The organism is Vibrio sp. La 4.2.2, from assembly GCF_027586995.1.
GTDB lineage: Bacteria > Pseudomonadota > Gammaproteobacteria > Enterobacterales > Vibrionaceae > Vibrio > Vibrio mediterranei.
The window spans coordinates 147819-171650 of the sequence record NZ_JAPPTJ010000007.1; the positions used below are offsets into that span (position 1 = coordinate 147819).

The window sequence follows — 23832 nt, forward strand, 5'->3', positions numbered from 1 at the left end:
AACAAACAGAGACTTAATCTGCTAGGAAAAATAATTGACAGAATATATAAGGAAAAGTGTGACTTAAGTAGAATTAATGCAGGACATGATACCAACCTTAGTCGTAAAAGAACCTGACTTAGGTCGAGCTTATTTTTCGCATTCAATCAAGAAAAGGAATGGCTAACTCAACACCATTCCTATCATTAACACGTCACTAGGGAATATGGTGGCTAGTTGGACTCAAACTCTTCGTGATCTTGCTTTTTAATCACTTTGTGACCATCTTCTGCCACCCCTCGCTTCCAATAGCTACTGATATAGATGTCTTGTCTTGGAATTTCTTTTTCGTTGCGGAAATAACGGCGAAGTGCTCTCATTTCATCAAACTCACAAGCACACCAAACGAAAGGTGAACCTGTTAACCAATCTAAGTCCTCTGATGTTTTAGACAGAGAGTCAGTCGTCCAAATCAGTCTGATGCCCTCTGGGACCTCCAATATTTGTTCATCCGCGCTGTCTTCTATTTGAATCACAGCATATCCTTTTGCATCGCTTGGGAGCATTTTTAACTTAACCGCCAACGCTGGTAAAGAAGTCATGTCTGCATTGAAGAAAAACCAGTCTTTACTAGTATCAACATCTTGAAGAGTTCCTGGTCCCATGATGGATATCATATCGCCCTCTTTCGCAGAACTTGCCCAGCGTGCACCAAATCCACACAACTTGTCTTCAGTAATATGAGTGACGAAATCGACATCCATTTCACCTGACTCGACATTAAGGCTTCTTATGGTATAGGTACGTAACTTGGGGCGATTATTTTCCGAAAGCCCGGTGATATCTGTACCACCATATTCATTAAACAAGAACTTAATATAGCCACCGACACTATCCGATGGAAAGGCCTTCAGTTCTTCTGAATAAAAAGAAATACGTAGCATGTTAGGAGAAAGTGGATGCACTTTAGTGACTTTGAGAGTCTTAGGACGTGGCTTTTTCATGATTTTCTCTTAATGATTATTGTTTTCATTTAAGTCTATCATAACAATTCCAATTGTTACGCTCTATTTTCGTTGCTTTACACTTTACGATCTTTAACTAATAAGTTTCATAGGCTCAAACACCTCCCAAGTTTCGCTGATAACATCATTTCATATGGAATGCCATAAAACACTGCTCATTATTTGACCAGCTTCAAATTTACTCCTATGTTTGATAAACCGCTCACGGCAAAGGAGGTAAAACATGAAGAAAATGAGCAAGGCATATCGCATGCAAATCATCAAGGAAGTAGCTGAGAAAAAACGCCGCGACCAGTTCGATGATCCTATGGCGGTCTACATCAACCATCTATTAGATGAAAGGCCACAAGCGGATAATGTCGTTGAATATAAACAAGAATTCAGTGGAAATTACTTTGATGAGAGCATAGGGGGATGGATCAGTAAAACTTGGCAGAGCAAATAACATATTCGCTTCACTCAACCACATGATTAATCTAATCTGAAAACTTGGGACTGAGCAGAAAAGCTCACTATGAGGCGCCATAATCTAGCGGCGCCCCCAGAACTTATTTCTTACATCACTAGCCTTTTCTAACCGCTATTACCTCGATCTCTACTTTTGCATCCATAGGAAGACGCGCGACTTCTACACAAGACCTTGCGGGGAAAGGAGCATTGTGAGCGTTAAAGAACGCTTCATAAGCAGCATTGACTAAAGCAAAATCGTTGAGGTCTTTGACAAACACTGTCGTTTTTACAATATTACTTGCTTCCAAGCCAGCTTCCTTGACGATCGCTAATGCATTGGTTAATGACTGAGTTGCCTGCTCCGCCACATCGTCAACCATTGCCTTAGTTTCGGGATCAATTGGCAACTGCCCTGAAGTAATAACCATATCACCAAATGTAACGCCTTGAACATAAGGGCCAATCGCAGCTGGTGCGTTATTTGTAGCTATTGCAGTCATAGTTGTCTCCTCTTGTTTTTATCTGGTTAAGCTAGCTCGTCTTTTGCAAGCACAAGCTAGCTGCGAATAGTTGTTTAAGGTTTAGCCAACAAATGTCGGCAACAGACCCATCATAGAAAGAATGTGGAACACCGCAGTCAGGACACCAAAAGTAATCACTAGAGTAATCATCACCTGACCACCAGGTGCTTTAAATCCATCAGCGCCTGCATGCACTTCGCGTGTTTTCTTCGCCAATAATGCCGGGATGATACATGCCCATACCGTTGCCGCAGCACCCGCGTAGCCAATAGCGATCACGAAACCAAATGGGAATAGTAGAGACATAACAAGTGGTGGTAGGAAGGTAACGAGCCATGTTTTGGTGCGACCTTGTTTTGTATCTTCGAACTTAAAGAAGTCTGCAAGGAAATCAAAAACACCCAGACCAACACCAATAAATGAAGACAAAATTGCTGCCATTGAGAAAGTATTGATTGCGTTCGCGACTTTATCTGACTCAATTACTGAGCCAAGAGCTTTTAGCAATGCATCTACATTACCACCCTGCTCGATAACTGGGCCGAAGTTTGCTCTAGGAAGATTGCCGAAAATACTAAATAGCCATAGGAAATAAAGACTAAGTGCGATAACAGTACCGCCTAGAATGGCGTATTTGGCTTTTGTCTCTTCACCATAATAAGCGCGCATTGAAGACACTGAATGATGGTATCCAAATGAGGTCAGTGCTACAGGCAACATTGCCATGGCGTATGGCGCATAAGCATTCTCTTCACTAATAGTATCGAAAAGTACCGCCATATTTACTTTCACAGCCAAGCCCGATACACCAAACACAAAGCTTAGAATCATGAAAGCAATTAGCACAACCGAAATTCGGTCTACCGCACGGGTTGAATGCCAAACAAACGCAGAAAAAATCAAGACAAAAAGAACGGATGCGATTTTAGCATTAAGACCGAGTACATCCTGTAATATAAGTCCTGAAGAAGTGATGTATGCGTAGAGTAAAATACCACCCACGAAATACACTGTAATGTTGTTAATAAGATTAATCTTATCGCCTAATAAGTCCTTTGTAACTGTGTCAAAAGACACTTTTAATTCGTAGTGTTTGAATGCTTCCAATAGCATCCAACCAGAAATTGTCATGACCACCATAGTTATTGCGATGGCCAACATCGACCAAATAGTCCAGGCGCCAGCACCTGCACTTGGTAGTCCCAACATACCAGCGCCTACACAGACACTCGCTATAATACAGGCACCACCTATCAGAGACGGATTCTTTTTCATCATTCTGTTCTCATCAAATTCACGTTATTAGATTAGGGAGACTCCCCCTACTTCTCTGCTTTTATTTTTTGTATTGCTAGAGAAAAAGAGCGCAGCCAAATGACTGCGCTCTGAAGTGGTTATGCTTCTTCGAGCACTTTCGCTTCTGCTGGATTAACTACGGGTTCAACTTCTTTTAATCGAGCAGTAAAGTGACGTAAAACTTCAGGCTCATAAGTGAAATCCAATCCTTTCACTTTATGCGCGTTCTCTTTCACTTTCTCAAATGCTTCAATAACGTAATCCATATGCGTTTGAGTATAAGTAGCACGTGGAATTGTTAAGCGAAGCAATTCAGCTGGACATGGATGCTGTTTGCCAGTTGCAGGATCACGACCTAGAAGTAGTGAACCGATTTCCACTGCACGAATGCCAGCTACTTTATAAAGCTCACAAGCAAGAGCGTGTGCAGGGAATTGGTCTGCTGGAATATGAGGTAGCAATTTACCTGCATCAACGAACGCAGCGTGGCCACCCGCTTGCTGACAGACGACGCCTATCGCTTCTAGGCCATCGACTAGGTATTGGATTTGGTTAATGCGGTACTCTAACCAGTCTTGACGCATACCGTCGTACAGACCTACTGCTAGACGCTCCATTGCGCCACCTTCTAGGCCACCGTATGTAGGGAAACCTTCTTGAACCACACATAGAGTACGACAGTCAGTATATACATCCATGAAAGATTCATCTTTGAAGCACAATAAGCCGCCCATTTGAACCATTGCGTCTTTCTTCGCAGACATTGCTAGGCCATCAGCATACTTGTAAGACTCACGAGTGATCTCTTCGATAGTCCAATCTTTATATCCAGGTTCACGCTGCTGGACAAAGTATGCGTTTTCAGCATAGCGAGCAGAGTCCATAATTACCGGAATATCGTATTTTTGTGCGATTTCATATACCGCTTTTAAGTTCGCGATAGAGACTGGTTGACCACCTGCAGAGTTACACGTGATTGTACTTACGATGTAAGGCACGTTAGCTGGGCCAGCTTCAATGATAGCTTCTTCTAGCTTCTCTAAGTCAAAGTTACCTTTAAAGTCTGCATTTACTGCTGTATCAAACGCGTCTTTTGTATAAACGTTCTTAGCTACGCAGCAGTTCACTTGAGTGTGACCTTGTGTAGTATCAAAGAAGTAGTTAGACAGTGCTACCATCTTTGAACGGTCCAAACCTTTCTCTTTTTCACGCTTTTTAATTAGTACTGGGATGTAGATCTGTTCAGCACCACGACCTTGGTGAGTCGGAATGGTCAGTTCATAACCAAAGATGTCTTTTACTGCGTTAGCTAAAGCGTAATAGCTGCGGCTACCACTGTATGCTTCATCACCGCGTAGCATTGCTGCTTGCATATCTTGAGTAATTGAACCTGTACCACTGTCTGTTAGTAGATCAATAAATACATCTTCACTATCTAGTAGGAATGGGTTCATACCCGCTTTAATAATTGCTTCTTCACGGTACTCACGCGTAGTACGTTTTACTGGCTCAACAACGCGAATACGGAACGGTTCTGGTAGATGTTTGAAGTTTTCCATTTTAATTTACCTAATATATTTATTTCTTATCTAATATTTAATTAGCGATCAAAAAGATAAGAAATATAATTAAAGAGAACCCTATCCAGAATATATATCCAGATACGATTTAGTTTTGTTTCTATATTTAATCTATGAACATACTTTAACCATTACGACAATAATGCACGTTCTTGCATATTGATTCATTAAGGATAGCTGCACATAGGCTATGCGCACTGGACAGTGCGAGAGACAGGGTTATCTCGAAGGGAAGAAGAAAGCGATTTTGTAATCTAGAGTAATCCAGATACTTGTGATGTTGAACTTTTCCATTTGTTTACCTACTTGAGATGTTCAATACCTTGCTGAGTGAGGTATATTCCAAAGTAACTAAGTTAATTATCTATAATTAACCGTATATGTCATCACTATAGAATATAATTTGAGAAGTCGCTAACAAAAAAGTTGATTATGCAGGATATACGGCTGTTTAATAAAGTTTATTTTTGACGACGATCAACACAGCGTACTAGTTAATAAAAACACTTCGAGCCATTAATAAAAATAAATCTATAAATATCACTATTTTTGAGCCATAAATTCGATAACTCGTGTCATCATAGGTTCAAAGTAAGGATTCCAACTCAATCTCGCGCTGATGGTATCTTCGTTAAACAATCCCCAAGCTGAGTAAGACAAAGTTGGCATCTTAGCGCAGTCGACCATATAGACCTCTCCTTCTTGAGAGCCACCGCATTGTCTCATCCACCCTCTACGTCCATACAAGATATTATCGTCGCGATACAAGACAGAAATGTGTGAACCACTCTGTATGTTAGAATCTGGCAGTTTCATACTAAATTGCACAAAGCGCGGATCTGAGTAGTTCTGTTCACCAAACCAAATAAGTGAACTATTCTCGTTACTAAAGCGGGTTTTAAAGAGATCGTATATAACTTTGGAGTTTATTAACTCATCTGTTTCCGTCACTAACAATAGTGCTGGCAATTCAAAAGGTTTCTCTTTTAGCGCGTCTTGAACATCAACCGCAGTTTGGTAGTACAGCGCCGCCCCATTCATTGCCAATGAATCATAGCGAGTAAAGTTCTGCTCCTTCTCGAGACTTACCCAATCGACAAAATGTCGCGCAAAACTCGCCATTGAAACTAGTGGGTCTTTTGGCGCAAACGCTGGCGAAAATAACACAAGCCCCTGAATTGCTTTCGGATGAGCTAAAGCGTATTCAGTCACCAAATTGGTGCCTGTTGAAAAACCGCCTAACCATATTTTGTCGACGTCATCACGCAGCAGGTTTACTTGATGTTCCACCGCCAAACGCCAGTCTTCATTGGTTGGGTTCATTAGGTCAGCTGGTCGAGAACCGTGACCCGGTAACAGCATAACATGAACTAAATAGCCATGCTCCGCTAAGTAAGGCGCAATATCGACAAAGGAGTAAGGCGAGTCCCCCAGTCCATGGACCAGTAATATACCTTCCCCATTCGGATTGTCAGGTAGCAGTCTGTAAGGGCTTACAACATCCATTTCGACTTGGTAACCGGCTCCGTGAAATACTCGAGTTTCATCAAGCCAAGTTCTAGTCTCATCGACATATTGTTCAAAACTGGATTGTGTATAAGGAGCGATAGAGCCCGAACTGGTATACATTTCGGGCTCTTGTTGGATAATTTGATTACTACAACCAACCATGACGAGTGTAATGATGAAAACGAAAAAACCTGTTACTTTACTCCTTTGCACTATACCGTCCTTGTTGTTAGCAGCAATACGAACTTAACTGCTGGTAGATTGATGATCTCTGAAGTAGCTTTCGGCATCCATAACTTTACCGTCTGGGAGCGCACATTTGCTCGAATCTTGCATATAGACGCCACCTGTAGATTCACAATATCTCGCCGCCTCGTTTGGCATTTCCTTGTGGTTTTCTCGGTAATAATCCCAGGCGTCCACCATCTCACCCGACTTTAACGTACATTGACCACTTTGAAGATCATAAGAACCATGCTCTTCACAATATACTGCGGCAGGATTAGCCATCCCGATAGGTTGCTCTTTGTTAGCCTGGTCGCTGTTTGAGCATCCAGCTAATGCCAGCGTAGATACTGCAATAAGACCAGCAAGGTATTTTAAGCTATTCTTTTTCATATTATTTCCTCTTACTTACCTTAGATAAAGTTAGATGAATCTAATCAAACTTCAACCTTTTCCGTATATTGTGTGGGTAATCTAAGTTCTAGTATCTTCAAAGAATATTTGAAACTGCATCAAATTCCACAGTGTTTTTACTTGCGGCTGGTTTCGCTATCCTCGGGCTAACACCCGTTAAGTAGAGACACGTTTATGAACATTGCTGACAACGCTAAAAACCGCTATTCAACCAAAGTATTCGACCCATCTTTTAAGCTATCTTCCCAGCAGGTAGATGCGATTAAAACACTCCTCCGATTTAGTCCATCCAGTGTGAACTCTCAACCATGGCATTTTATCATTGCCAGTACTGACGAGGCCAAACAGCGTGTTGCGACTGCCACACAAGGCCGCTACAGTTTCAATGCTCCCAAAGTGCTTAACGCTTCTCATGTCATCGTATTCTGTACAAGAACAGAAATTGATGACAACTACTTACAGTTGTTGCTAGAAAATGAAGAGAAGGACGGCCGTTTTGCTACTCCAGATGCAAAACTAGGACAACAGAATGGCCGACACTACTTCGTTGATATGCATCGCTCCGATTTGAAAGATGCTCAGCATTGGATGGAGAAGCAAGTGTACCTTAATGTAGGTACGCTCCTACTTGGCGCTTCGACTCTGGGTATTGATGCCGTACCTATCGAAGGGTTTGACAGCACTGTTCTTGATAAAGAATTCAACTTGGCAGCACAAGGATACCGTAGTTCGGTTATCGTACCGCTCGGAAAACATAGTGAGCAGGACTTCAATGCAAAACTGCCTAAGTCGAGACACAGCTCAGACTACCTATTCAGTGAATGTTAACTATTTAAATCAAGTAAACAATAACTAGCCTTATATGATTAGGGCTAGTTATTTAAAATGTCACTAACCTTGTCAAACTGACTTTGACACTTCTCTTTCAAGAACTTTTGGAATTCTCGAATAATTGGTCTTAACTGCCTTTTATCAGCACATACCATATAAAGCGGCACTGACTCACCTTGCCAGTCAGGCAGAACTTTTCTCAGCTTCCCCTCAATAATGTCCTGACTAGCGTCGATTAACGACTTATTGACGATTCCTCTGCCTTTTAACCCTAAACGCCTCACAACATCACCATCATTAGCTGATATCGCTCCTTTGGTCTCTATAACAACTTGCTGAGAATCGTAGGATAATGGCCAGTGGTTATGTACTGAGCCCGCCACCATAAAGCTGATGCAGTTATGTTGATTCAAATCGTTTGGGTGTAGCACTGGAGAGTGATGACGAATGTAGTCTGGGCTAGCACAAAGCACTCGAACATTCTGCGGACATAACGGTATTGCCACCATATTGGAATCTGGAAGTTCCCCATATCGAATAGCAACATCAATTGGTTTGCTATACATATCTACCAACTGATCAGATAACTCAAGACGAACCGTGACGTTTTCATGTAAGTCAGTGAACTCATTAATCCAATCAAGCAGTAAGTTTCGCCCAAAGTCAGACGGTGCAGACACATAAATGTTACCTGTTAGCGCGCCACGAGCATTTGCGATCTCCTCGACACCTTCATTCAAAGTTGCAAGAGCACAATTAACTTTGGCTAGGAATAGTTCTCCCTCTCCAGTTAAGCTCAATCTTCGTGTTGTTCGAACAAACAGCGGGAAGCCAACTTGCTCTTCTAAACGCTTTATTGATGCACTAACGGCTGCAGGCGTCATATCCATTTGATTCGCTACTTTAGAAAAACTACCTTGTTTGGCCGTTTCGGCAAACAAAGTCAGTTCGTTCAGTGCTTTCATGTTACTTTCACCATATTCACTACAATCTTTTCCATCATATACAAAAAATACCTCGACTCATAAAAGAAGAGGTATTTTTAACTAACATGCTGATTGTTTAATCAAAGTTGATGGCAAGTTTACCGATCATAGCGCCACTTTCCATCAATCGGTGCCCTTGCTTTAATGACTCTGCATTGAAGCCATTGATCTCTTTGGTCAAGGTTGATTGAATTCGTCCAGAGTCAATAAGATTAGCGACTTGTTTTAAGATATCACCTTGTTTGTACATATCCTGTGTTTTGTATATTGAGCGTGTGAACATAAGCTCCCAAACAAAACCGGCTGACTTACCTTGAAGCTTACTAAGATCAATACCGCTATCAAACTCAACGATTGAACCGATCATGCCTTGAGGTGCAATAAGTTCTGCCATCGCATCCCAATGACCAACCGTGTCAGCGACATTGAAAATATAATCTACCGTCTCAAACCCCAAGTCATGAACAGATTCAACTAAGTTTCTATGATTGGCCACATAGTCTGCACCCATCTCTTTTACCCAAGCTTCGGTCTCTGGGCGTGATGCTGTCGCTATAACCGTTAGGTTAGTGAGCTGTTTTGCAATTTGAGTAGTAATAGAGCCGACACCACCAGCACCACCGATAATTAATAGCGTTTTACGCTCTGACGGGTCTACACGAAGACGATCAAACAGAGCCTCCCATCCCGTTAATGCAGTCAACGGGACTACAGCCGCTTCTGCGTCAGTGAGCCCTTTTGGAGCTCTCGCGACAATTCTAGAATCAACAGCATGATATTGTGCGTTGGTGCCAGGGCGAGTGACATCACCAGCATAGTACACTCGTTCGCCCTCAGTGAAGTTGGTAACCTTACTGCCCACTGATACCACTTCTCCCACGGCATCAAAGCCCAGAACACGTGGACTTTCTAATGTTTTATTCACTGCTGAACGAACACGTATTTTTGCATCTGCAGGGTTAACGGAAATGGCCGCAACTTTTACAAGTAGGTCGAATTCGCCGATTTCAGGCATAGCCATTTCAAACTCATACAAGCTGTTTTCTTCATCGATAGTTTTTGATTCACTAAAACCGATTGCTTTCATCATTGTTGTCATAACGTGTTCCTCTATAGTGTCTAGCTGCAAGTGTTCTTGCTCAATGACTTAACTATAGGTTGAGAGAAGGAAGCTAAAAACCACCAAAGACTTGAAACACTTTCAAATAAAAACCGATGTATCTAACAAGCTCAAAACTCCAGATGATAAGTATTTTTATCTTTACTTAACTTTACACATATGCATCTAGAACAAAAAAAGAGCATAAGGAATAATTATCGCCATAAGCCCACAACAAAAATATGGACTAATATGCTCAACAACAAACTTAGTAAACCTACCATGGTGTTTCATTGGCTAACTGCTGTTTTCTTTATAGCGACGCTTGCCATAGGACTTTATCTCGGCGATATGGCCAATGGCCCAGACAAAAATGAGCTAAGGAATCTTCATAAATCACTTGGAGTACTTGTGATGTTTGCAGCTTCCATCAGGCTAGTTTGGCGCCTGAAAGAAGGCATGATCGGTTCCATCAAACAGCTACCTGCGTGGCAAGAGAAATCTGCCCACTTTGTTCACTGGTTTTTGCTTTTAGCTACAATAATGATGCCGCTATCTGGAATCACTATGAGTATCGGAGGAGGACGTTCGGTCGAGTTTTTTGGCATAAGTCTTATCTCAGCAGGAGAGAAAATCGAATGGCTACAACAAATTAGCTCTACCATTCACTTCTCATCGGTGAACATTGTAATCGCTATACTTGTATTGCACGTTCTGGCAGCCCTAAAACACCAACTCGTTGATAGAGATGGCACACTCTCACGTATGTTAGGCAGAAGCTAAAAACATAATTGCAAATGATGAAAGCACCACTTTTTGGTCTTTCATCATTTGATGTCATTAGAAGACGGGGCGTAATTATTCGATTGTGAGAAGGTAACGGGGAGTATGTTACTTGTTTCTCTGTCCAATTCCTTGAAAATTCATGAGTAAATTATTAATAGAGGTTCTCACTCATGAATGGCATTCGACTGTGGCATTTCGCACAAGCTTCTCTTGGTATTGTCCAATGGGTTGGTATTGCGATTCTTCTCAACCCAATCATCATTGAAAGAACATCTAGTGGCGCACTACTAGGCCAAGTCATGGCACTCATTGGAGGTGCGGGTTTATTAGCACCGTTGATTGGTGGGATGGCCGATCGTTATTGTTGTCATCGTCTACTACAACGAATGGCCTTGTTTATTCATTTTATTGCTCTGTTAATTCTTTACTTCGCTGAGACAACCGCAGCAATCTACTGGACAGTAGGTATTCTGATAGGCATTGGTAGTGTCGCATTGTTAGTACTGAATCCGACCTTTGTAATCGCGTCTAGCAAAAACCAAAATGATGAAGGCCGGGGTCTAGCCAGCTTATATCAATGTCAGTTCTTTGGTGTTGTTGTGACTGGTTTACTTATTTCAATTGCTGACTTCTACCATGTGCCAAGTGATGATCAGCTGCTTATACTTATGTCTTTGGTCATCATCGTGCTTTGTTTGGTTTCTGTTTGCCCTCCTCCATCCATTGAAACGGATAAATCCTACTTTGAGGGTGCTGAGAAGAAATTAGGTAATGAAACCACTTCACAACAAGGTGCAGCACCTTGGTTTCTCTTTTTGTTGGCAGTCTTCTTCTCAATGTTTCTCTCTTCTAACCTGATGGAACTTGGTCCTTTGCTAATCAAAGAAGTTTATCAAGTCAATATCGGCAACTCCGCACTTGGTATGGCTATCTCTGCCATTATCAGCATTTTTATGCTCGAATCGGCCGGAAGATGGATGCAAAGAAGCGGGCCATTTAAAGTTTGGTATGCCGCTCAAGTGATTTATTTAATAGTCGGCACTCTATTTTGGTTAACCGCTGGAAATGATGTTCAGGCTTTCGTGCCTATCGCACTGTTAGTGTTACTCATGCAAGCAATGTCTTGGAATGACATGATCATTCCATCCATCGCAGGTCGTTTGAGTCCCAATTCTCCAGCGTTAACTCAGGGTCTTTTGATGTTATGTATGGCAGGCGGTTTTGGTGTCGGCGCAATGCTTGCTGGCTTATCCATTGATAAATTCGGCTACGCATCAGTATTCACCTTGTCATTAATCGGGATTATCATTGCGCTCTTGTGTATAGGATTACTCACCCTGTCTACCCAGAAAAACCGACGTACCATTTCTGCCTCTTAAACCCTTTTCCGCTACACTCCCAAAGCACAGTAACTCGATACTGTGCTTTGATATTGCTCACATTCTTCCTTAACTGCCTATACTGTTTATTATCTAGTGCTAATCTTAGAATATTATCAAAGGCTTAGTTCAAGGAAGACAGAATGGCCGATCTATACTTGGCATCAACCAGTGAGTTCACTGCCAAAGATTATAAGAACAATGAGTACCTAGTAACTCATGCGACAATTCAAGAGCGGTTCTTTGAACCTTTTGAGATCAATCTACAACTGGTCGCAAAAGGGCTCTCTGCCTCTGATCAACTCGGTCAGACAATGACGCTTAATCGCTATACTTTTGAGTCAGGCTCACAAAGCCTAGTGCGTAGCTTTCATGGCTACATCGCAAAGATCGTTTGCACGGGTTTCGATGAAACTCAGCAATATGCGTTTTACAACATCACTTTACGGCCTTGGCTATGGTTACTTAACTTTTCTAAGAAAAGCCGTGTTTTCCAAAACCAATCAACCAAAGATATCGTTTCTTCTGTGTTTAGTGATGCCGGTTTCTCAAGCCTATTTACAGCCAAATCTCTACCAAGTACCAAACGTGAGTACTGCATACAGTTCAATGAAACGGATTATGACTTTGTCTGTCGGTTGCTTGCTCAAGAAGGAATTCAATTTCACTTTGAACACACATCAAGCAGCCATAAACTGATCTTACAAGACGCGGAGAAACCATACAGCAAAGCGGATATCAATAAGTTCGATATGGCTAACCTACCCTCTGGTAGCAACCCACTCATTCAATCTTGGCATTCTGACCTTCAGTTTCACGGAACGAGTTTGGAGCTCACTGATTACGACTACAGTCAATCTAAGTTGCTCTCCAGTAAAGCAAGTAAATCGAGCAATAAAATCGCCAATAACACTAAACTAGCCGCAACACATTTTTCTAACGATAGCGTTTCTGGAGACATGACCGATCTGTCCACTCTGGTCAAACGTCGTGTGGAAGCGATAGAAAGCCAGTACAGTACAATACAGGCATCCAGTGATGTAGACGCATTTTATGTGGGGCAATACTTTTCACTAGCCAGTCACACAGACAATACACAGTTGGGTGAATACTTAGTAGTCTCGCAAACCGTTCAATATGATGGCCAGTCAAGCGGTCAATCGAATTGCCAAACTCAAATCACTGTAGTGCCCAATTCCACTCCCTATTTGCCAACCGTCATTGACAAACCTTCAATTCAAGGCGTTCACAACGCCGTAGTTGCAGGAAAAACAAGTGGTGATATTAGTCAGGATGACCAGGGGAGAGTAAAAATCCAATTTTTGTGGGACAACGAAACGAGCGGCGATGATACCAGTTGCTATGTTCGCGTTGCTCAACTAATGGCGGGGAAAGGTTACGGGACACAGTTTATCCCACGAGTTGGCCAAGAAGTGCTTGTCACTTTCATTAATGGCGACGCGGATAAGCCAATTATTACTGGCTCGGTATACAATAGTCAGAATGCTCCTCCATATAAGACAGCAAACTCTACTCAAACTGGTATTAAAACCATGCTTAAAGGTCAGAGTAATGAGTGGTACTTCGATGATAAAAAAGATAACGAACTGTTTTATCAACATGCCGCTAAGGACTTTACCTTAGAAGTAGAAAACAACGTCACCACGACCATCAAAGGTGAAGTCGCCTATAAAGCGACCAAAGCTATTACCTATACCGCTGAGGATGCGATGACGATGAGCGTTGCTAAAGCGTTTAGCGGCAAAGCCAAGACCGTCAGCATTGAGGGCGAAGACTCTCTAGAGCTAAAAGTAGGCTCAAGCAAAATCACCATCAGCTCTTCCTCTATCAAGATTGAATCTAGTGCAATCGAAATTAAAGCCTCTAACGCACTAAAACTTCAGGGCATGACGTTGGATGCCAAAGGCTCAACGTCTGCCAAATTATCCGCTGCGTCTGTAACTGTAGACGCCTCAGGAAGTGGAACTATAAAAGGGGCGAGCTTGACATTAGACGCCCAGACGACTTTAACCGCTCAAGGAAAGCTCTCAGCCGATCTCAAGTCAAACCTGAAAGCATCCATTAACGGTGCTGTCATGTCTGAAGTCAAAGGCGCTATAGTGAAGGTAAATTAATGATGACTCAACAACTTCAGTATCGAAAGATACCCTACGTAAACCCTGAGCAAATCACGCCATTGTTTAGTGCTTCAGAGGATCTCACTGAGATACTAGCTCAGTCACAGAGCATTGAAGATTTTATAGCGACATTGCAAGAGAAAGAGCTCTATTTCGATCTGGTTCAATTTCTTGCACACGCTTTACCGGTAAGGGAAGCCATCCTTTGGGCTTACTTATGCCTTGAGATTCGGATGCCGGACTGGAACAAAACACAACAGACTTGCCTTGCAAGCTGCAAACAATGGGTATTTGAACCAAGTGAAGAGGGAAGGCGGCGCTGCGAACTCTATGCAACTCGATTAGAGTTAAAGTGCGCACCATCATGGTTAGCACAAGCTGTATTTTGGAACGGTGCTGGTAGTATTGTGTCACCTGAACTCCCCAGTGTACTCCCCGACCCCAAGCTATACGCTAAAGCCTGCGCTGGGGCCATTAACACCGCCGCTGCGATACCTGAATGGGACAAGCATGCCGACTATTATCAACAATCCATCGCAGTCGCTCTCAATATAGCTCATGGAGGCTTAGGAAAGTTATGACTTTGCCAGCAGCTCGTTCAACAGACATGCATGTCTGCCCAATGCAAACACCTGCAGTGCCCCCTATTCCGCACGTAGGAGGGCCTATTATTGGGCCAGGAGTACCAACCGTTTTAATCGGGAACATGCCTGCGTCAGTCATGGGAGACATGTGCACATGCGTAGGGCCACCGGACAGCATAATTAAGGGCAGTGCGACAGTGCTTATTTGCAATCGGCCAGCAGCGAGATTAGGTGACACAACAGCACACGGAGGTACCATTGTTGCGGGAATGCCCACAGTCCTAATAGGGGGATAAACCCCTAATTTTATTATAGTTAATTAGCGTTCGCGTGTGACGTCGTTCCAATATTCCTACCGAAAAGTAAAAAAATGACGAAATTTCACAAATTTCCGAGACTTTCTGAAAAACGCCTCTAATATTAAAGCAATGTAATCATGTTGTTAAGCTATTGACACTTTAAAAAGTAAATAGTTTTGTTAATTGCTTTGATATGCATAAATGAAATAAACCAAGGAATGGTATGTACAGTTTCGATGACCTATCAGGCGCTCTATCGGAAGACGCTCCCAGTGGACAATACTTAAAGCTTGATCGCGGCGAATATAGAGCGATCAGAAATGGATATAACACCGCCCTTTCATCCTTTAGACAAATGTTAGAAGCCCCAGATGCATTTGCTGACGAAGAAAAGTCTGAACTCAATGATCAAAACTGGCAGCAGTTTAGAGAACAGCTCAACGAAGCACTCGGTTCGAAAACAAAAGATACGGAACTTTGGAGCTGGTACATAACTAGCTTGTCATTTGACCGAGAACCTATACCGAAGCTGATTGAAGGTTTTAAGCTTCTTCAAAACTACATTGACAACTTCTGGGATACCTTGCATCCAACACTGCCTGACAACAAGGTCAAGGCGACGGATGAGTCTGGAAAACAAAAAGAACTGGTGGAGTTTCGCATCAAACCGTTATCGCAGTTCATCGGTGACGCACCCGAGGCCTCCGCGCTCTTTATGCCAACACAGTTCATTCCTCTTGTTGGCAACATCACTTATTCTCGCTATTTCCAAGCAGAACGCAGCGGCACATTGAGTGATCTGCAAAACGAAGCTAACGACGCTTTTAGCCTTGAATGTACCGACTTGATTCTCGGCTTAGGGCAATTGGTAGAGCAGGTAAATCAGGTAGAAACTGTACTTGCAGAACGTTGTCAAAGCCATGGCGTCCAAGCGCTCAGCTTTAAATTCGTCCGTGAAATCTTCGAAAGCCATTTAACGGCACTGCGAACATTAATCGGTAACCAATATAGTCAGTGGCCTTTAGACGATATGAACACTGAAGCAGCTTCTGGCGAGGCTCAATCTCAACCAGATAGCTCTGAGCAGTCAGAAGCTCACGATAATATAGACTCGGTCAGTTCTAATCCAGATACCGTTAGTATTCCCGATGCGACGCCTAATAAAGCACCAGAATCTACACCCCCTATTTCAGCGACAGTTTCAACTATCTCTACACAGCCTCTCACAAGAGACGCCGCTTATAATCAATTGAGAACTCTGGCGGACTTCTTTAAGCAAACTGAACCACATAACCCAACTAGTTACCTACTTGAACGGGCAATTGTTTGGGGACAACTACCCTTACCAGAACTGATGAAAATTCTGGTAGGAAATAATTCCAATGCACTTAATCAAATCGATTCACTGATTGGAATGAATGACGCCCCTATAAACATGGAAAACAGTTCACTATCAACTCAGTCTGGTGGTCACTCTAAGCAGTACACAGAGTCTCCTACTAGCAACTCGAATGATGCCGAATCCTCGGCCTCAAACCAATCCAACAACAATGAAGTAACTCAAGCTACCGCAAATTCAGACGTTTCTGATTTTGAATGGTAACGGTTTAACGCGATACGCGAAGGAGAAAACTGATGGCTTCTATTTTTATGAGAATTGACGGAACCAAACCTAAAGGTGCAGCAACCGTTGAGAAAATTGGTGGTAAAGATGGGTTCTTTGCCATTGATAATGTTTCTTGGAGCGCCGTTCGTGGCGTAGGTATTGATGTTGGTAATGCCAACAATGCTGACCAAGGTATGGTAGCTCTTGGGGAAATCACTATTGGCCGTGGCTGTGATGGTGCCTCACCTTACCTTACAACTTTCTTATATGCACCAGGTGCTGAAGGTAAAACCATTGAAGTGGTGATGACTAAACCAAATCGCGAAGGTTCTGGTGCTGATCCATACCTTATCTTAACGCTGAAAAACGCACGTATGTCTAACTACACAATGACAGGAACAAACGGTTCATTACCAAGTGAGAGCTTTGCGCTTACCTACACCGAGATTTCAAAAGCTTACTATATCGAGGGAGAAGGCGGAAAAATCGAGAAAGGCCCAGAAGTCGGCTTTGATGCAACTGAAGCGAAAGTCACTTCAACCGCTAGCTAATTAATCAAGGAGAGATGTTGTGGCACTAAATTCTCAGCACAAACGCGTAAGTAAGAACCGCGTTAGCATCACATATGATGTAGAAACCAATGGAGCAGTTGAAACAAAAGAGCTGCCTTTTGTTGTGGGTGTAATCGGTGATTATTCTGGTCATAAACAAGACAAAGAAGATGTTGAAGATCGCACATTCTATAACTTAGACAAAGATAACTTCGATCATGTTATGAAACGCGTTGGTCCTGAGTTATCCATGAAAGTAGACAATGTTCTTGCCGAAGATGATAGTCAATTTGAAGCAAGCCTTAAGTTTAATTCTATGAAGGACTTCGAGCCTGAAGCCATCATTGACCAAGTCGAGCCCTTAAAAAAGCTCGTAGAGACTCGCAATCAGTTGAAGGTACTACTTTCTAAGGCTGATCGCTCTCGTGATCTAGAGAAGTTATTGAAAGAAGTGTTGCAAAGTGCAGACACCATCAACGCCTTATCTCAAGAACTTGGTATTGAACAGAAAGGAGCAGAAGAATGAGCACTGAATCAGACGTACAAGGCCAACCGTCCGCTGAGGAAGGCTCACTGAGTTTCCTTGACAGAGCGATTGAAGCCACAACACAAACTCCTGCGGATACAACTAAAGAGCTGTTTTCAGTACTTGCTGAACAGGCACTTTCAGGCACCGTAACGTGGGATAAAAACTTAACTAAAACTATTGAAAGCGCCATCGGCGAAATCGACAAGAAGCTGTCAAAGCAGCTTTCTGCGGTGATGCAACAAGACGACTTTCAAAAGCTTGAAGGTTCTTGGCGTGGTCTACAAAAACTCGTCAAAGAGAGCGACACTGGGCGTTCATTGAAAATCAAAATGGTTGATTTCTCACAAGATGAATTGCTCGAACAATTTGAAGATGCACCAGCTATAGACCGCAGTCCTCTCTTCAACGCCCTGTATCAAGATGAATACGGTACAGCAGGTGGTGAGCCCTACGGCACATTCATCGGTGACTACGAGTTCAGCGCAAAAGATGAAGATGTAGCACTTCTTCGTTACATGGGCGAAGTAGCTGCAGCGTGCCACGCTCCATTCATTGCCGCAGCCAATGCGCAAATGTTTGAGTTCAATGACTTCTCTACATTTGAAGAAGGCAAACCTGTCGCAGCAGGCTTTGACTCTCCTGCATACGCTGCTTGGAACTCGTTTAGGGAAAGTGATGACGCGCGTTATGTCACTCTGACGCTTCCTCGTACTATGGCACGCTTACCATATGGACAAAAAGGGCTAAGCACAGACGTCTTCGCTTATGAAGAGCTGGATGTTGATATGGATGGTAATCCGAATCCGAAGAATAACGATGAACTTGTCTGGTCTAATGCGGCGTATGATCTAGGTCTTAAGATGACTCAAGCATTTACTGCATATGGCTGGTGTACTGCTATTCGAGGTCTTGATAACGGCGGTAAAGTAGAAAACCTGCCTAACCTAACGTACAAGACTGAGGCTGGCGATCTAGTCCAGCAATGTCCAACAGAAGTGAATCTCACCGACGAACGAGAGAAAGAACTCAGCGACCTTGGTTTCCTTCCTCTAGTTCATTACAAGAACACCAACTATGGCGTTTTTATCGGCGGGCAAACTACCCAAAAACCGAAAACCTATACCGATCCGGATGCTACGGCTAACGCTGCTATCTCCGCACGACTGCCATACATCATGGCAAGTGGTCGAATTGCCCATTATTTGAAAGTAATGGGACGTGATCGTTTGGGTTCAAACATTGAAGCACCCGATATTCAACGTGAACTTCAACTTTGGATCGACCAATACACCAACGCAGGTGCGATTGGTAACGATTCTCGAGCTCGTACGCCACTGGCAGAGTCTCGTATTGAAGTGGTTGAACAGCCGGGTAAACCTGGGGCTTACTCTGCGATTGCACACCTAAGACCATGGCTTCAACTCGAAGAACTTACCACCTCTGTTCGCATGGTTGCGAAGATTCCTGGTTAATTGTGATAAGCCGCAACCTTTGTGGTTGCGGCTAAATGCTGCGGTAGTTGATGTAGATGTTTAGTACAGACTGGCAAAAACAATTTAACGCGCTCGACCCCAAACAAGATTCATACTTGTTTGACGCACTCGCAATGATGGTCGAACTAGCAAAAAAAGAACACCAATACTCTACTTATTCAGCAGAGCGTATTATTGCGCAAATTACTCAACTCATTCTTGTCTTAGATGAGCGCCTTTCCAAACAAATGGATCTCATTCTGCACAATGACGACTTTCAAGCTCTAGAGGCTAGTTGGCGTCAAGCGCTTTACCTTGCAACACAACCAGTCAGCAGGCAAAGAACCAAACTCAAAATTCTTGATATGAGCTGGGAAGAGGTATCAAACGACCTCAATCAATCATATTCCATCAAACAAACTTTTTTGTTCAATACCATTGGCAATAAAGAACTTAATACGCTAGGTGGACAACCCTTTGGTTGTATCGCCTTCACACACCCTATTTCCATGGACCTAGACGTCAATAGCGAATTTGACGACATCTACACACTGGGTCTAATTGGTCAACTGGGTGAACAAACTTTATGTACCATGCTAGCTTCTCCTGATTCACTTTTTTTTGCCGACTCGGGCGCCGATTGGCTTTCCAATACACAAAGAATAGAAAAGGTCTTAAACGGCCCAGATTACACAGCTTGGCAAGCTCTGCGCAAGCAACCTAGTGCTCGTTTTCTTGGCTTAGCGATGCCACGTATCAAATTGCGTCAACCGTACAAAGATCATCGCTGTGGATTCCTTTATCAAGAAAAAGGCGACACGCTTTGGGGATATGCCAATATTGCTTTCCTATCTACGGTCATGAAGGAACACCATCGTATCGGTTGGTTTGGCTTCCTAAAAGCTCGTTGGAGTGATAAAGAACAAGGGGCTCTTCTGGCATGGAAACACAAAACATCTGAGCTTACTTACAGCGAATGTGACAGTTATTTATTTGGTAGAATCGCTAGCTTTTATTCCAATCAAGGTTTCATCTCTCTCGCAAGAAACGCACTAACAGGCAAGCTCTACTTCTCTGGTAACAATTCAGTGTGGGCACCATCAGATAGCGATAACGACAAAGTTTTGGCTCAACTACAAACGACACTGATGTGCTGCCGTGTCGCCCATTTTCTCAAAGTTCAAGTGCGTGAAATGATTGGTAACTTCAGTGATGCGCGAGAATGTGAACAGTTTCTACGAAACTGGATTGAGAAATTCTCCAGTAATGTGAACTACGCCAACGAAGAGACCTTGGCAAAATATCCTCTCAGCAAAGCACACATTGCCGTTAACGAGATAGAGTCCCTTCCCGGCCATTTCTCTTGCACGTTACGAATGGTTCCCCAATATCAGTTCGACCATTTTAACGGTGAAGTGGTGTTAACTACGGAGCTTGGGGAGGTCAGGCAGTGAGTTTCTACAATGCTTTTATTCAATCATCTCGCCAAGACGATGAGATTGACGATATTCGCTACCATCTGACTCGATTACTAGAGTCTGAAGCACCGTTAATTGCTGTCGAAAACAGTCTTTCTGAGGTCAGATGTTCTAGTTTTACCTTCGGTATTACTGATGTTCAGCTGTTGACCGCCAACCTCGACCAAACACAGTTGGCAAGAAAAATAGAAACATGGCTTACCACATATGAACCGCGATTATCCGATGTTTCTGTGGAGATGTTAGAACGCCGGGAAGGTCAAAACTGTATTCAATTTACCATTGTAGCCAAGCATCTATCTCAGGACGGAGAACAAACCCTCGTCTTTGACTCGAAAATAGCGCTTGGTGACTTCAGTGCCAAGATATCAGAGGAAGAATATGACTGATCCTTTGCTTCGATATTATGAAAGAGAGTTAGCTTTAGTAAAGCGTTCCTTAGGGTTCTATGCCGAGGAGCACTCTCATATTGCCTCATTACTCGATATGCATCAGGGGCAAATCGAAGATCCCAGCCTCGCGCGTTTGCTGGACGGTGTTGCCTTGCTCAACGCTAAAACAGAAATGGCATTGGAGACCCAAGATTCGCAAGTTATCGATAGCTTGATAGACGTGATATACCCTTCCATCAATCAACGAGTTCCAAGTATTGGTTACGCAGAATTGAATGCACCGGATGGTATTACAGAGAACGCGAATATTCCATTGGGTAGTCAATTTTCAAATATGATTGGGGAGCAAGAGTGCTTGTTTCAAACGGTTGATAACTTAGCGATCAACCCATTCAGCATAACAGATATTTCAGCAACCACTGCACCGTTCTCAGTCCATAAGCCAGAAGAGGCGGAACTGGCCAATGCTGCGCTTCAGATTCAATTATCAACGGGAGATGAAGGTGTCTACTTTTCCTCGCTAGCTTGTTCTGACTTAAACTTCTTTGTAAAAGGTTTTGCTAACAACGCAGACTTATTAGTAGAACTTCTGCTCTCGAACTGTCTCGCTATCTCTCTGTCAGATCATGAAAACAACACAATTGCAGAGTTGAGTGGCGTGCAACTACAGAGCCGTGTCGGCGATCCTGATTTTAAGTTTTTACCCGCAAAAGGTAATCAGTTTGATGGCTTTCAAATCATAAGAGAGTTTTTCTTATTCAAAGAAAAACGACAGTTTTTCATTATAAGAAATTTCGCTAGCGCTATTAGCAAAGTTAATGACCATCAATGTACTTTGAATATCTTCCTGAATGACATTCCTTCTGAGTTTTTGCGCTTATTTGATACCGACGTCATTCGTCTAAATGTTGTGCCCGTAATTAATACTTTCGAGCACATAAGCGAACCGATTACTGTCGATGGGCGTCGCCTCGCTTATCCTATTCAACCTAACAGTGGCAATGACTCTGTCATCGACATCATCAAGATCCAATCAGTCAAACAAATCACTGCATACGGAGATGTCGAACTGGTGCCTGTTCTAGGGGACAAATACAAACACAGCAAAAAGACACACGGTACAAGTACTGCCTATTGGGAAGCGAAAATGAACTTAGAGCGACAGTTTGAAGTCGTCGTTTCAGAGTCTCTTTATCAATCGGAAAATGCCACGCTAATTGCACGTTTATTGTGCTGCAATGACAAACTGGCCTGTAGTGCGTCTGGTGAGCTTGAATGCCGAGAGAGCATTGATCTCCCCGGAGTCATGACCCTGATGTACCCGCCATCCGCGCCGCAAGATGTACAAAATAGTGAAAAGTCATTAAGCCAGCTGATTGGACTTTTAACATGTAACTTTAACTCCTTGCTGCAAAGCGATGATCCCGCATCCATGCTAAAAGGAATTTTTAAGCTATTCGCGCATGATGCCAAAAACCTCGATGAAATTAACACCATCAACAATGTGAAATTCCAAACGCAAGTCTCTACGCTGCGAGTTCACAATAAAAATGTATTTGTCCCGGGTACAGAAATCACGGTAGAGCTCAACTCTGAGATGCCCTATCACTCGTTCTCAATAGTCATGAACGAGTTTTTCAAACAATTCTGCAGTTTTGACCGCTATATACAACTTAGTGTCAATCTATATGGTAAGCCGCAAAGCGGCCTCTGTTTCGCGAAAGTTCACGGGAATCAGTTATGTCTTTAAACCTATCTAGTTCACCTATGAACGGTCTCTGCAATCAGCCCGATGATTTTGAGTTTGCTCAAGCTATTCGTGTTCTTCAATCGTATTGTTCTGACAATCCTCAGAACCGGACTCAATTGAAACTAGAATCAGAAGTCATTCCCAGTGGAGATTTAAATGACATTAGTCAGATAGAAGTCACCAATAGACAAATACGTTTATCTATCGCAAAGACGGCTTTGTCCGGTGTATATGGTGTCATCCCTGATTACATCTATGAAGAATTGCTTGAAGCACTACATCAGGAAGACGAAGGATTAAAAGCCTTTCTTGATGTCTTCAACCAACGTCAATTTGAGCTTACTTACAAACAAGAGACACGCGCTTGGTTACTGCTTCAAAATGAGCAAAACAATAAGTTAAGTAACACGCTTTATCATTTGTCAGGATTGGAAAATAGCAATCGTCATTTGATTCAATATACCATGCTGCTCGGTCAAAATAGCAGAAACATTCGTACGTTAGAGCAACTATTAAACGACTACTACGAACTAAAGATATCGGTACAAGTCACCCCATATGAGACTCGAAAGCTACCTGAAGCCGCAACTAGCAATATTGGTAAATCTGTTAGGTCTAGGAAAAACAATAAATTAGGACACGGTTTATTAATAGGAAGTCGCTGTGATGTACCTAGTGCCAGCATTAAAGTTTATATCGAGCCTCAGAATAGACGCGAAGTCGAACAGCTCAAACGGGATTCAAGATTAGCAAACGATGTGAAGTCAACGGTTCAACATTATCTCAAAGATGATACTCCAGTAACGATCTATCTTCTCATTCTTAGGCAGCATCTAAATGCACCAGTTCTTAGCTCCAACGCTTTAAGCTCTGCGAAACTGGGAGAAGTCGACTGCTTAGCTCCTGAGCGTTTTCCACAATCCAAGGTACGAATAAGGCTACGCTGATCTAGC

24 protein-coding genes are annotated in these 23832 nt (G+C 42.8%); 15 read left to right on the plus strand and 9 right to left on the minus strand.

The window, feature by feature from the left end:
* Positions 1–212: 212 nt before the first annotated feature.
* Entirely contained in the window at positions 213–986 is a 774-nt protein-coding gene (locus OH456_RS17390) for a siderophore-interacting protein (RefSeq protein ID WP_240206175.1), read from the minus strand.
* Positions 987–1227: 241 nt separating this feature from the next.
* Here OH456_RS17390 and OH456_RS17395 point away from each other — a divergent pair, with 241 nt between their 5' ends.
* Entirely contained in the window at positions 1228–1449 is a 222-nt protein-coding gene (locus OH456_RS17395) for a hypothetical protein (RefSeq protein ID WP_006070741.1), read from the plus strand.
* 118 nt (positions 1450–1567) lie between these two features.
* Here the strand turns inward: OH456_RS17395 and OH456_RS17400 are convergent, their stop codons facing one another.
* From OH456_RS17400 to OH456_RS17420, 6 genes are all read right to left on the minus strand, one after another.
* Complete coding sequence (locus OH456_RS17400) at positions 1568–1954, minus strand: Rid family detoxifying hydrolase (protein ID WP_006070742.1); 387 nt, start codon at positions 1952–1954, stop codon at positions 1568–1570.
* An 81-nt stretch (positions 1955–2035) separates the two neighbouring features.
* A complete protein-coding gene (locus tag OH456_RS17405; protein ID WP_006070743.1) occupies positions 2036–3250 on the minus strand; it encodes an aromatic amino acid transporter in 1215 nt (404 codons plus the stop codon).
* Between the two features lie 119 nt (positions 3251–3369).
* The gene (gene tnaA, locus OH456_RS17410) at positions 3370–4830 is read right to left on the minus strand and encodes a tryptophanase (RefSeq protein ID WP_006070744.1); all 1461 of its coding nucleotides are present in this window, start codon (positions 4828–4830) and stop codon (positions 3370–3372) included.
* A gap of 240 nt (positions 4831–5070) precedes the next feature.
* Positions 5071–5145 carry a tryptophanase leader peptide gene (tnaC, locus tag OH456_RS25995; RefSeq protein ID WP_081411542.1) on the minus strand — a complete coding sequence of 25 codons (75 nt, stop codon included), beginning with the start codon at positions 5143–5145 and terminating at the stop codon, positions 5071–5073.
* 249 nt (positions 5146–5394) lie between these two features.
* Positions 5395–6573, minus strand: a complete 1179-nt coding sequence (locus OH456_RS17415) for an alpha/beta fold hydrolase (protein WP_270033957.1) — start codon at positions 6571–6573, stop codon at positions 5395–5397.
* Positions 6574–6606: 33 nt separating this feature from the next.
* On the minus strand, positions 6607–6978 hold the full coding sequence (locus tag OH456_RS17420) for a DUF333 domain-containing protein (protein ID WP_006070746.1): 372 nt from the start codon (positions 6976–6978) through the stop codon (positions 6607–6609).
* 195 nt (positions 6979–7173) lie between these two features.
* Here OH456_RS17420 and nfsB point away from each other — a divergent pair, with 195 nt between their 5' ends.
* Positions 7174–7827: an oxygen-insensitive NAD(P)H nitroreductase gene (nfsB, locus tag OH456_RS17425; protein ID WP_270033958.1), complete on the plus strand. Its 654-nt coding sequence runs from the start codon at positions 7174–7176 to the stop codon at positions 7825–7827.
* Between the two features lie 44 nt (positions 7828–7871).
* On the opposite strand, the gene OH456_RS17430 is transcribed toward nfsB, so the two are convergent.
* Complete coding sequence (locus OH456_RS17430; protein ID WP_006070748.1) at positions 7872–8795, minus strand: LysR family transcriptional regulator; 924 nt, start codon at positions 8793–8795, stop codon at positions 7872–7874.
* 97 nt (positions 8796–8892) lie between these two features.
* On the minus strand, positions 8893–9915 hold the full coding sequence (locus OH456_RS17435; protein ID WP_270033959.1) for a zinc-binding alcohol dehydrogenase family protein: 1023 nt from the start codon (positions 9913–9915) through the stop codon (positions 8893–8895).
* Between the two features lie 252 nt (positions 9916–10167).
* Between OH456_RS17435 and OH456_RS17440 the strand changes: the two genes are divergently transcribed.
* From OH456_RS17440 to OH456_RS17500, 13 genes are all read left to right on the plus strand, one after another.
* On the plus strand, positions 10168–10698 hold the full coding sequence (locus tag OH456_RS17440; RefSeq protein ID WP_270033960.1) for a cytochrome b: 531 nt from the start codon (positions 10168–10170) through the stop codon (positions 10696–10698).
* A 173-nt stretch (positions 10699–10871) separates the two neighbouring features.
* Positions 10872–12080 (plus strand): MFS transporter, encoded by a 1209-nt coding sequence (locus tag OH456_RS17445; protein WP_270033961.1) that lies wholly within the window; start codon positions 10872–10874, stop codon positions 12078–12080.
* A gap of 143 nt (positions 12081–12223) precedes the next feature.
* Positions 12224–14215 carry a type VI secretion system Vgr family protein gene (locus OH456_RS17450; RefSeq protein WP_124939797.1) on the plus strand — a complete coding sequence of 664 codons (1992 nt, stop codon included), beginning with the start codon at positions 12224–12226 and terminating at the stop codon, positions 14213–14215.
* Positions 14215–14799, plus strand: coding sequence for a DUF6931 family protein (locus OH456_RS17455; protein WP_006070753.1), 585 nt, complete (start codon positions 14215–14217; stop codon positions 14797–14799). The genes OH456_RS17450 and OH456_RS17455 overlap by 1 nt, the downstream gene beginning before the upstream one ends.
* The gene (locus OH456_RS17460; protein ID WP_038230304.1) at positions 14796–15098 is read left to right on the plus strand and encodes a PAAR domain-containing protein; all 303 of its coding nucleotides are present in this window, start codon (positions 14796–14798) and stop codon (positions 15096–15098) included. The genes OH456_RS17455 and OH456_RS17460 overlap by 4 nt, the downstream gene beginning before the upstream one ends.
* A 226-nt stretch (positions 15099–15324) precedes the next feature.
* On the plus strand, positions 15325–16704 hold the full coding sequence (locus OH456_RS17465) for a type VI secretion system protein TssA (RefSeq protein ID WP_270033962.1): 1380 nt from the start codon (positions 15325–15327) through the stop codon (positions 16702–16704).
* Positions 16705–16736: 32 nt separating this feature from the next.
* The gene (locus OH456_RS17470) at positions 16737–17258 is read left to right on the plus strand and encodes a type VI secretion system tube protein Hcp (protein WP_006070756.1); all 522 of its coding nucleotides are present in this window, start codon (positions 16737–16739) and stop codon (positions 17256–17258) included.
* A gap of 19 nt (positions 17259–17277) precedes the next feature.
* The gene (gene tssB, locus OH456_RS17475; RefSeq protein WP_006070757.1) at positions 17278–17784 is read left to right on the plus strand and encodes a type VI secretion system contractile sheath small subunit; all 507 of its coding nucleotides are present in this window, start codon (positions 17278–17280) and stop codon (positions 17782–17784) included.
* Positions 17781–19259 (plus strand): type VI secretion system contractile sheath large subunit, encoded by a 1479-nt coding sequence (gene tssC, locus OH456_RS17480; protein WP_006070758.1) that lies wholly within the window; start codon positions 17781–17783, stop codon positions 19257–19259. The genes tssB and tssC overlap by 4 nt, the downstream gene beginning before the upstream one ends.
* Positions 19260–19315: 56 nt before the next feature.
* Positions 19316–20713 carry a type VI secretion system contractile sheath domain-containing protein gene (locus OH456_RS17485; RefSeq protein WP_171389135.1) on the plus strand — a complete coding sequence of 466 codons (1398 nt, stop codon included), beginning with the start codon at positions 19316–19318 and terminating at the stop codon, positions 20711–20713.
* Complete coding sequence (gene tssE, locus OH456_RS17490) at positions 20710–21126, plus strand: type VI secretion system baseplate subunit TssE (RefSeq protein ID WP_171389136.1); 417 nt, start codon at positions 20710–20712, stop codon at positions 21124–21126. The genes OH456_RS17485 and tssE overlap by 4 nt, the downstream gene beginning before the upstream one ends.
* Positions 21119–22879, plus strand: a complete 1761-nt coding sequence (gene tssF / locus OH456_RS17495; protein ID WP_270033963.1) for a type VI secretion system baseplate subunit TssF — start codon at positions 21119–21121, stop codon at positions 22877–22879. Before tssE ends, tssF begins: the two co-directional genes overlap by 8 nt.
* Positions 22870–23826 (plus strand): type VI secretion system baseplate subunit TssG, encoded by a 957-nt coding sequence (locus tag OH456_RS17500; RefSeq protein WP_198557902.1) that lies wholly within the window; start codon positions 22870–22872, stop codon positions 23824–23826. The genes tssF and OH456_RS17500 overlap by 10 nt, the downstream gene beginning before the upstream one ends.
* The last annotated feature ends 6 nt before the right edge of the window (positions 23827–23832 follow it).

Excerpts from the sequence above, each read along its gene's own strand:
- OH456_RS17460 (WP_038230304.1), top strand. The coding sequence starts at position 14,796 with ATGACTTTGCCAGCAGCTCGTTCAACAGACATGCATGTCTGCCCAATG.
- OH456_RS17430 (WP_006070748.1), bottom strand. The coding sequence starts at position 8,795 with ATGAAAGCACTGAACGAACTGACTTTGTTTGCCGAAACGGCCAAACAA.
- OH456_RS17395 (WP_006070741.1), top strand. The coding sequence starts at position 1,228 with ATGAAGAAAATGAGCAAGGCATATCGCATGCAAATCATCAAGGAAGTA.
- OH456_RS17465 (WP_270033962.1), top strand. The coding sequence starts at position 15,325 with ATGTACAGTTTCGATGACCTATCAGGCGCTCTATCGGAAGACGCTCCC.
- OH456_RS17420 (WP_006070746.1), bottom strand. The coding sequence starts at position 6,978 with ATGAAAAAGAATAGCTTAAAATACCTTGCTGGTCTTATTGCAGTATCT.
- OH456_RS17440 (WP_270033960.1), top strand. The coding sequence starts at position 10,168 with ATGCTCAACAACAAACTTAGTAAACCTACCATGGTGTTTCATTGGCTA.
- tssF (WP_270033963.1), top strand. The coding sequence starts at position 21,119 with ATGACTGATCCTTTGCTTCGATATTATGAAAGAGAGTTAGCTTTAGTA.
- nfsB (WP_270033958.1), top strand. The coding sequence starts at position 7,174 with ATGAACATTGCTGACAACGCTAAAAACCGCTATTCAACCAAAGTATTC.
- tnaA (WP_006070744.1), bottom strand. The coding sequence starts at position 4,830 with ATGGAAAACTTCAAACATCTACCAGAACCGTTCCGTATTCGCGTTGTT.
- tssC (WP_006070758.1), top strand. The coding sequence starts at position 17,781 with ATGAGCACTGAATCAGACGTACAAGGCCAACCGTCCGCTGAGGAAGGC.
- OH456_RS17400 (WP_006070742.1), bottom strand. The coding sequence starts at position 1,954 with ATGACTGCAATAGCTACAAATAACGCACCAGCTGCGATTGGCCCTTAT.
- OH456_RS17470 (WP_006070756.1), top strand. The coding sequence starts at position 16,737 with ATGGCTTCTATTTTTATGAGAATTGACGGAACCAAACCTAAAGGTGCA.
- OH456_RS17500 (WP_198557902.1), top strand. The coding sequence starts at position 22,870 with ATGTCTTTAAACCTATCTAGTTCACCTATGAACGGTCTCTGCAATCAG.
- OH456_RS17450 (WP_124939797.1), top strand. The coding sequence starts at position 12,224 with ATGGCCGATCTATACTTGGCATCAACCAGTGAGTTCACTGCCAAAGAT.
- OH456_RS17455 (WP_006070753.1), top strand. The coding sequence starts at position 14,215 with ATGATGACTCAACAACTTCAGTATCGAAAGATACCCTACGTAAACCCT.
- OH456_RS17405 (WP_006070743.1), bottom strand. The coding sequence starts at position 3,250 with ATGAAAAAGAATCCGTCTCTGATAGGTGGTGCCTGTATTATAGCGAGT.
- OH456_RS17485 (WP_171389135.1), top strand. The coding sequence starts at position 19,316 with ATGTTTAGTACAGACTGGCAAAAACAATTTAACGCGCTCGACCCCAAA.
- OH456_RS17445 (WP_270033961.1), top strand. The coding sequence starts at position 10,872 with ATGAATGGCATTCGACTGTGGCATTTCGCACAAGCTTCTCTTGGTATT.
- OH456_RS17435 (WP_270033959.1), bottom strand. The coding sequence starts at position 9,915 with ATGACAACAATGATGAAAGCAATCGGTTTTAGTGAATCAAAAACTATC.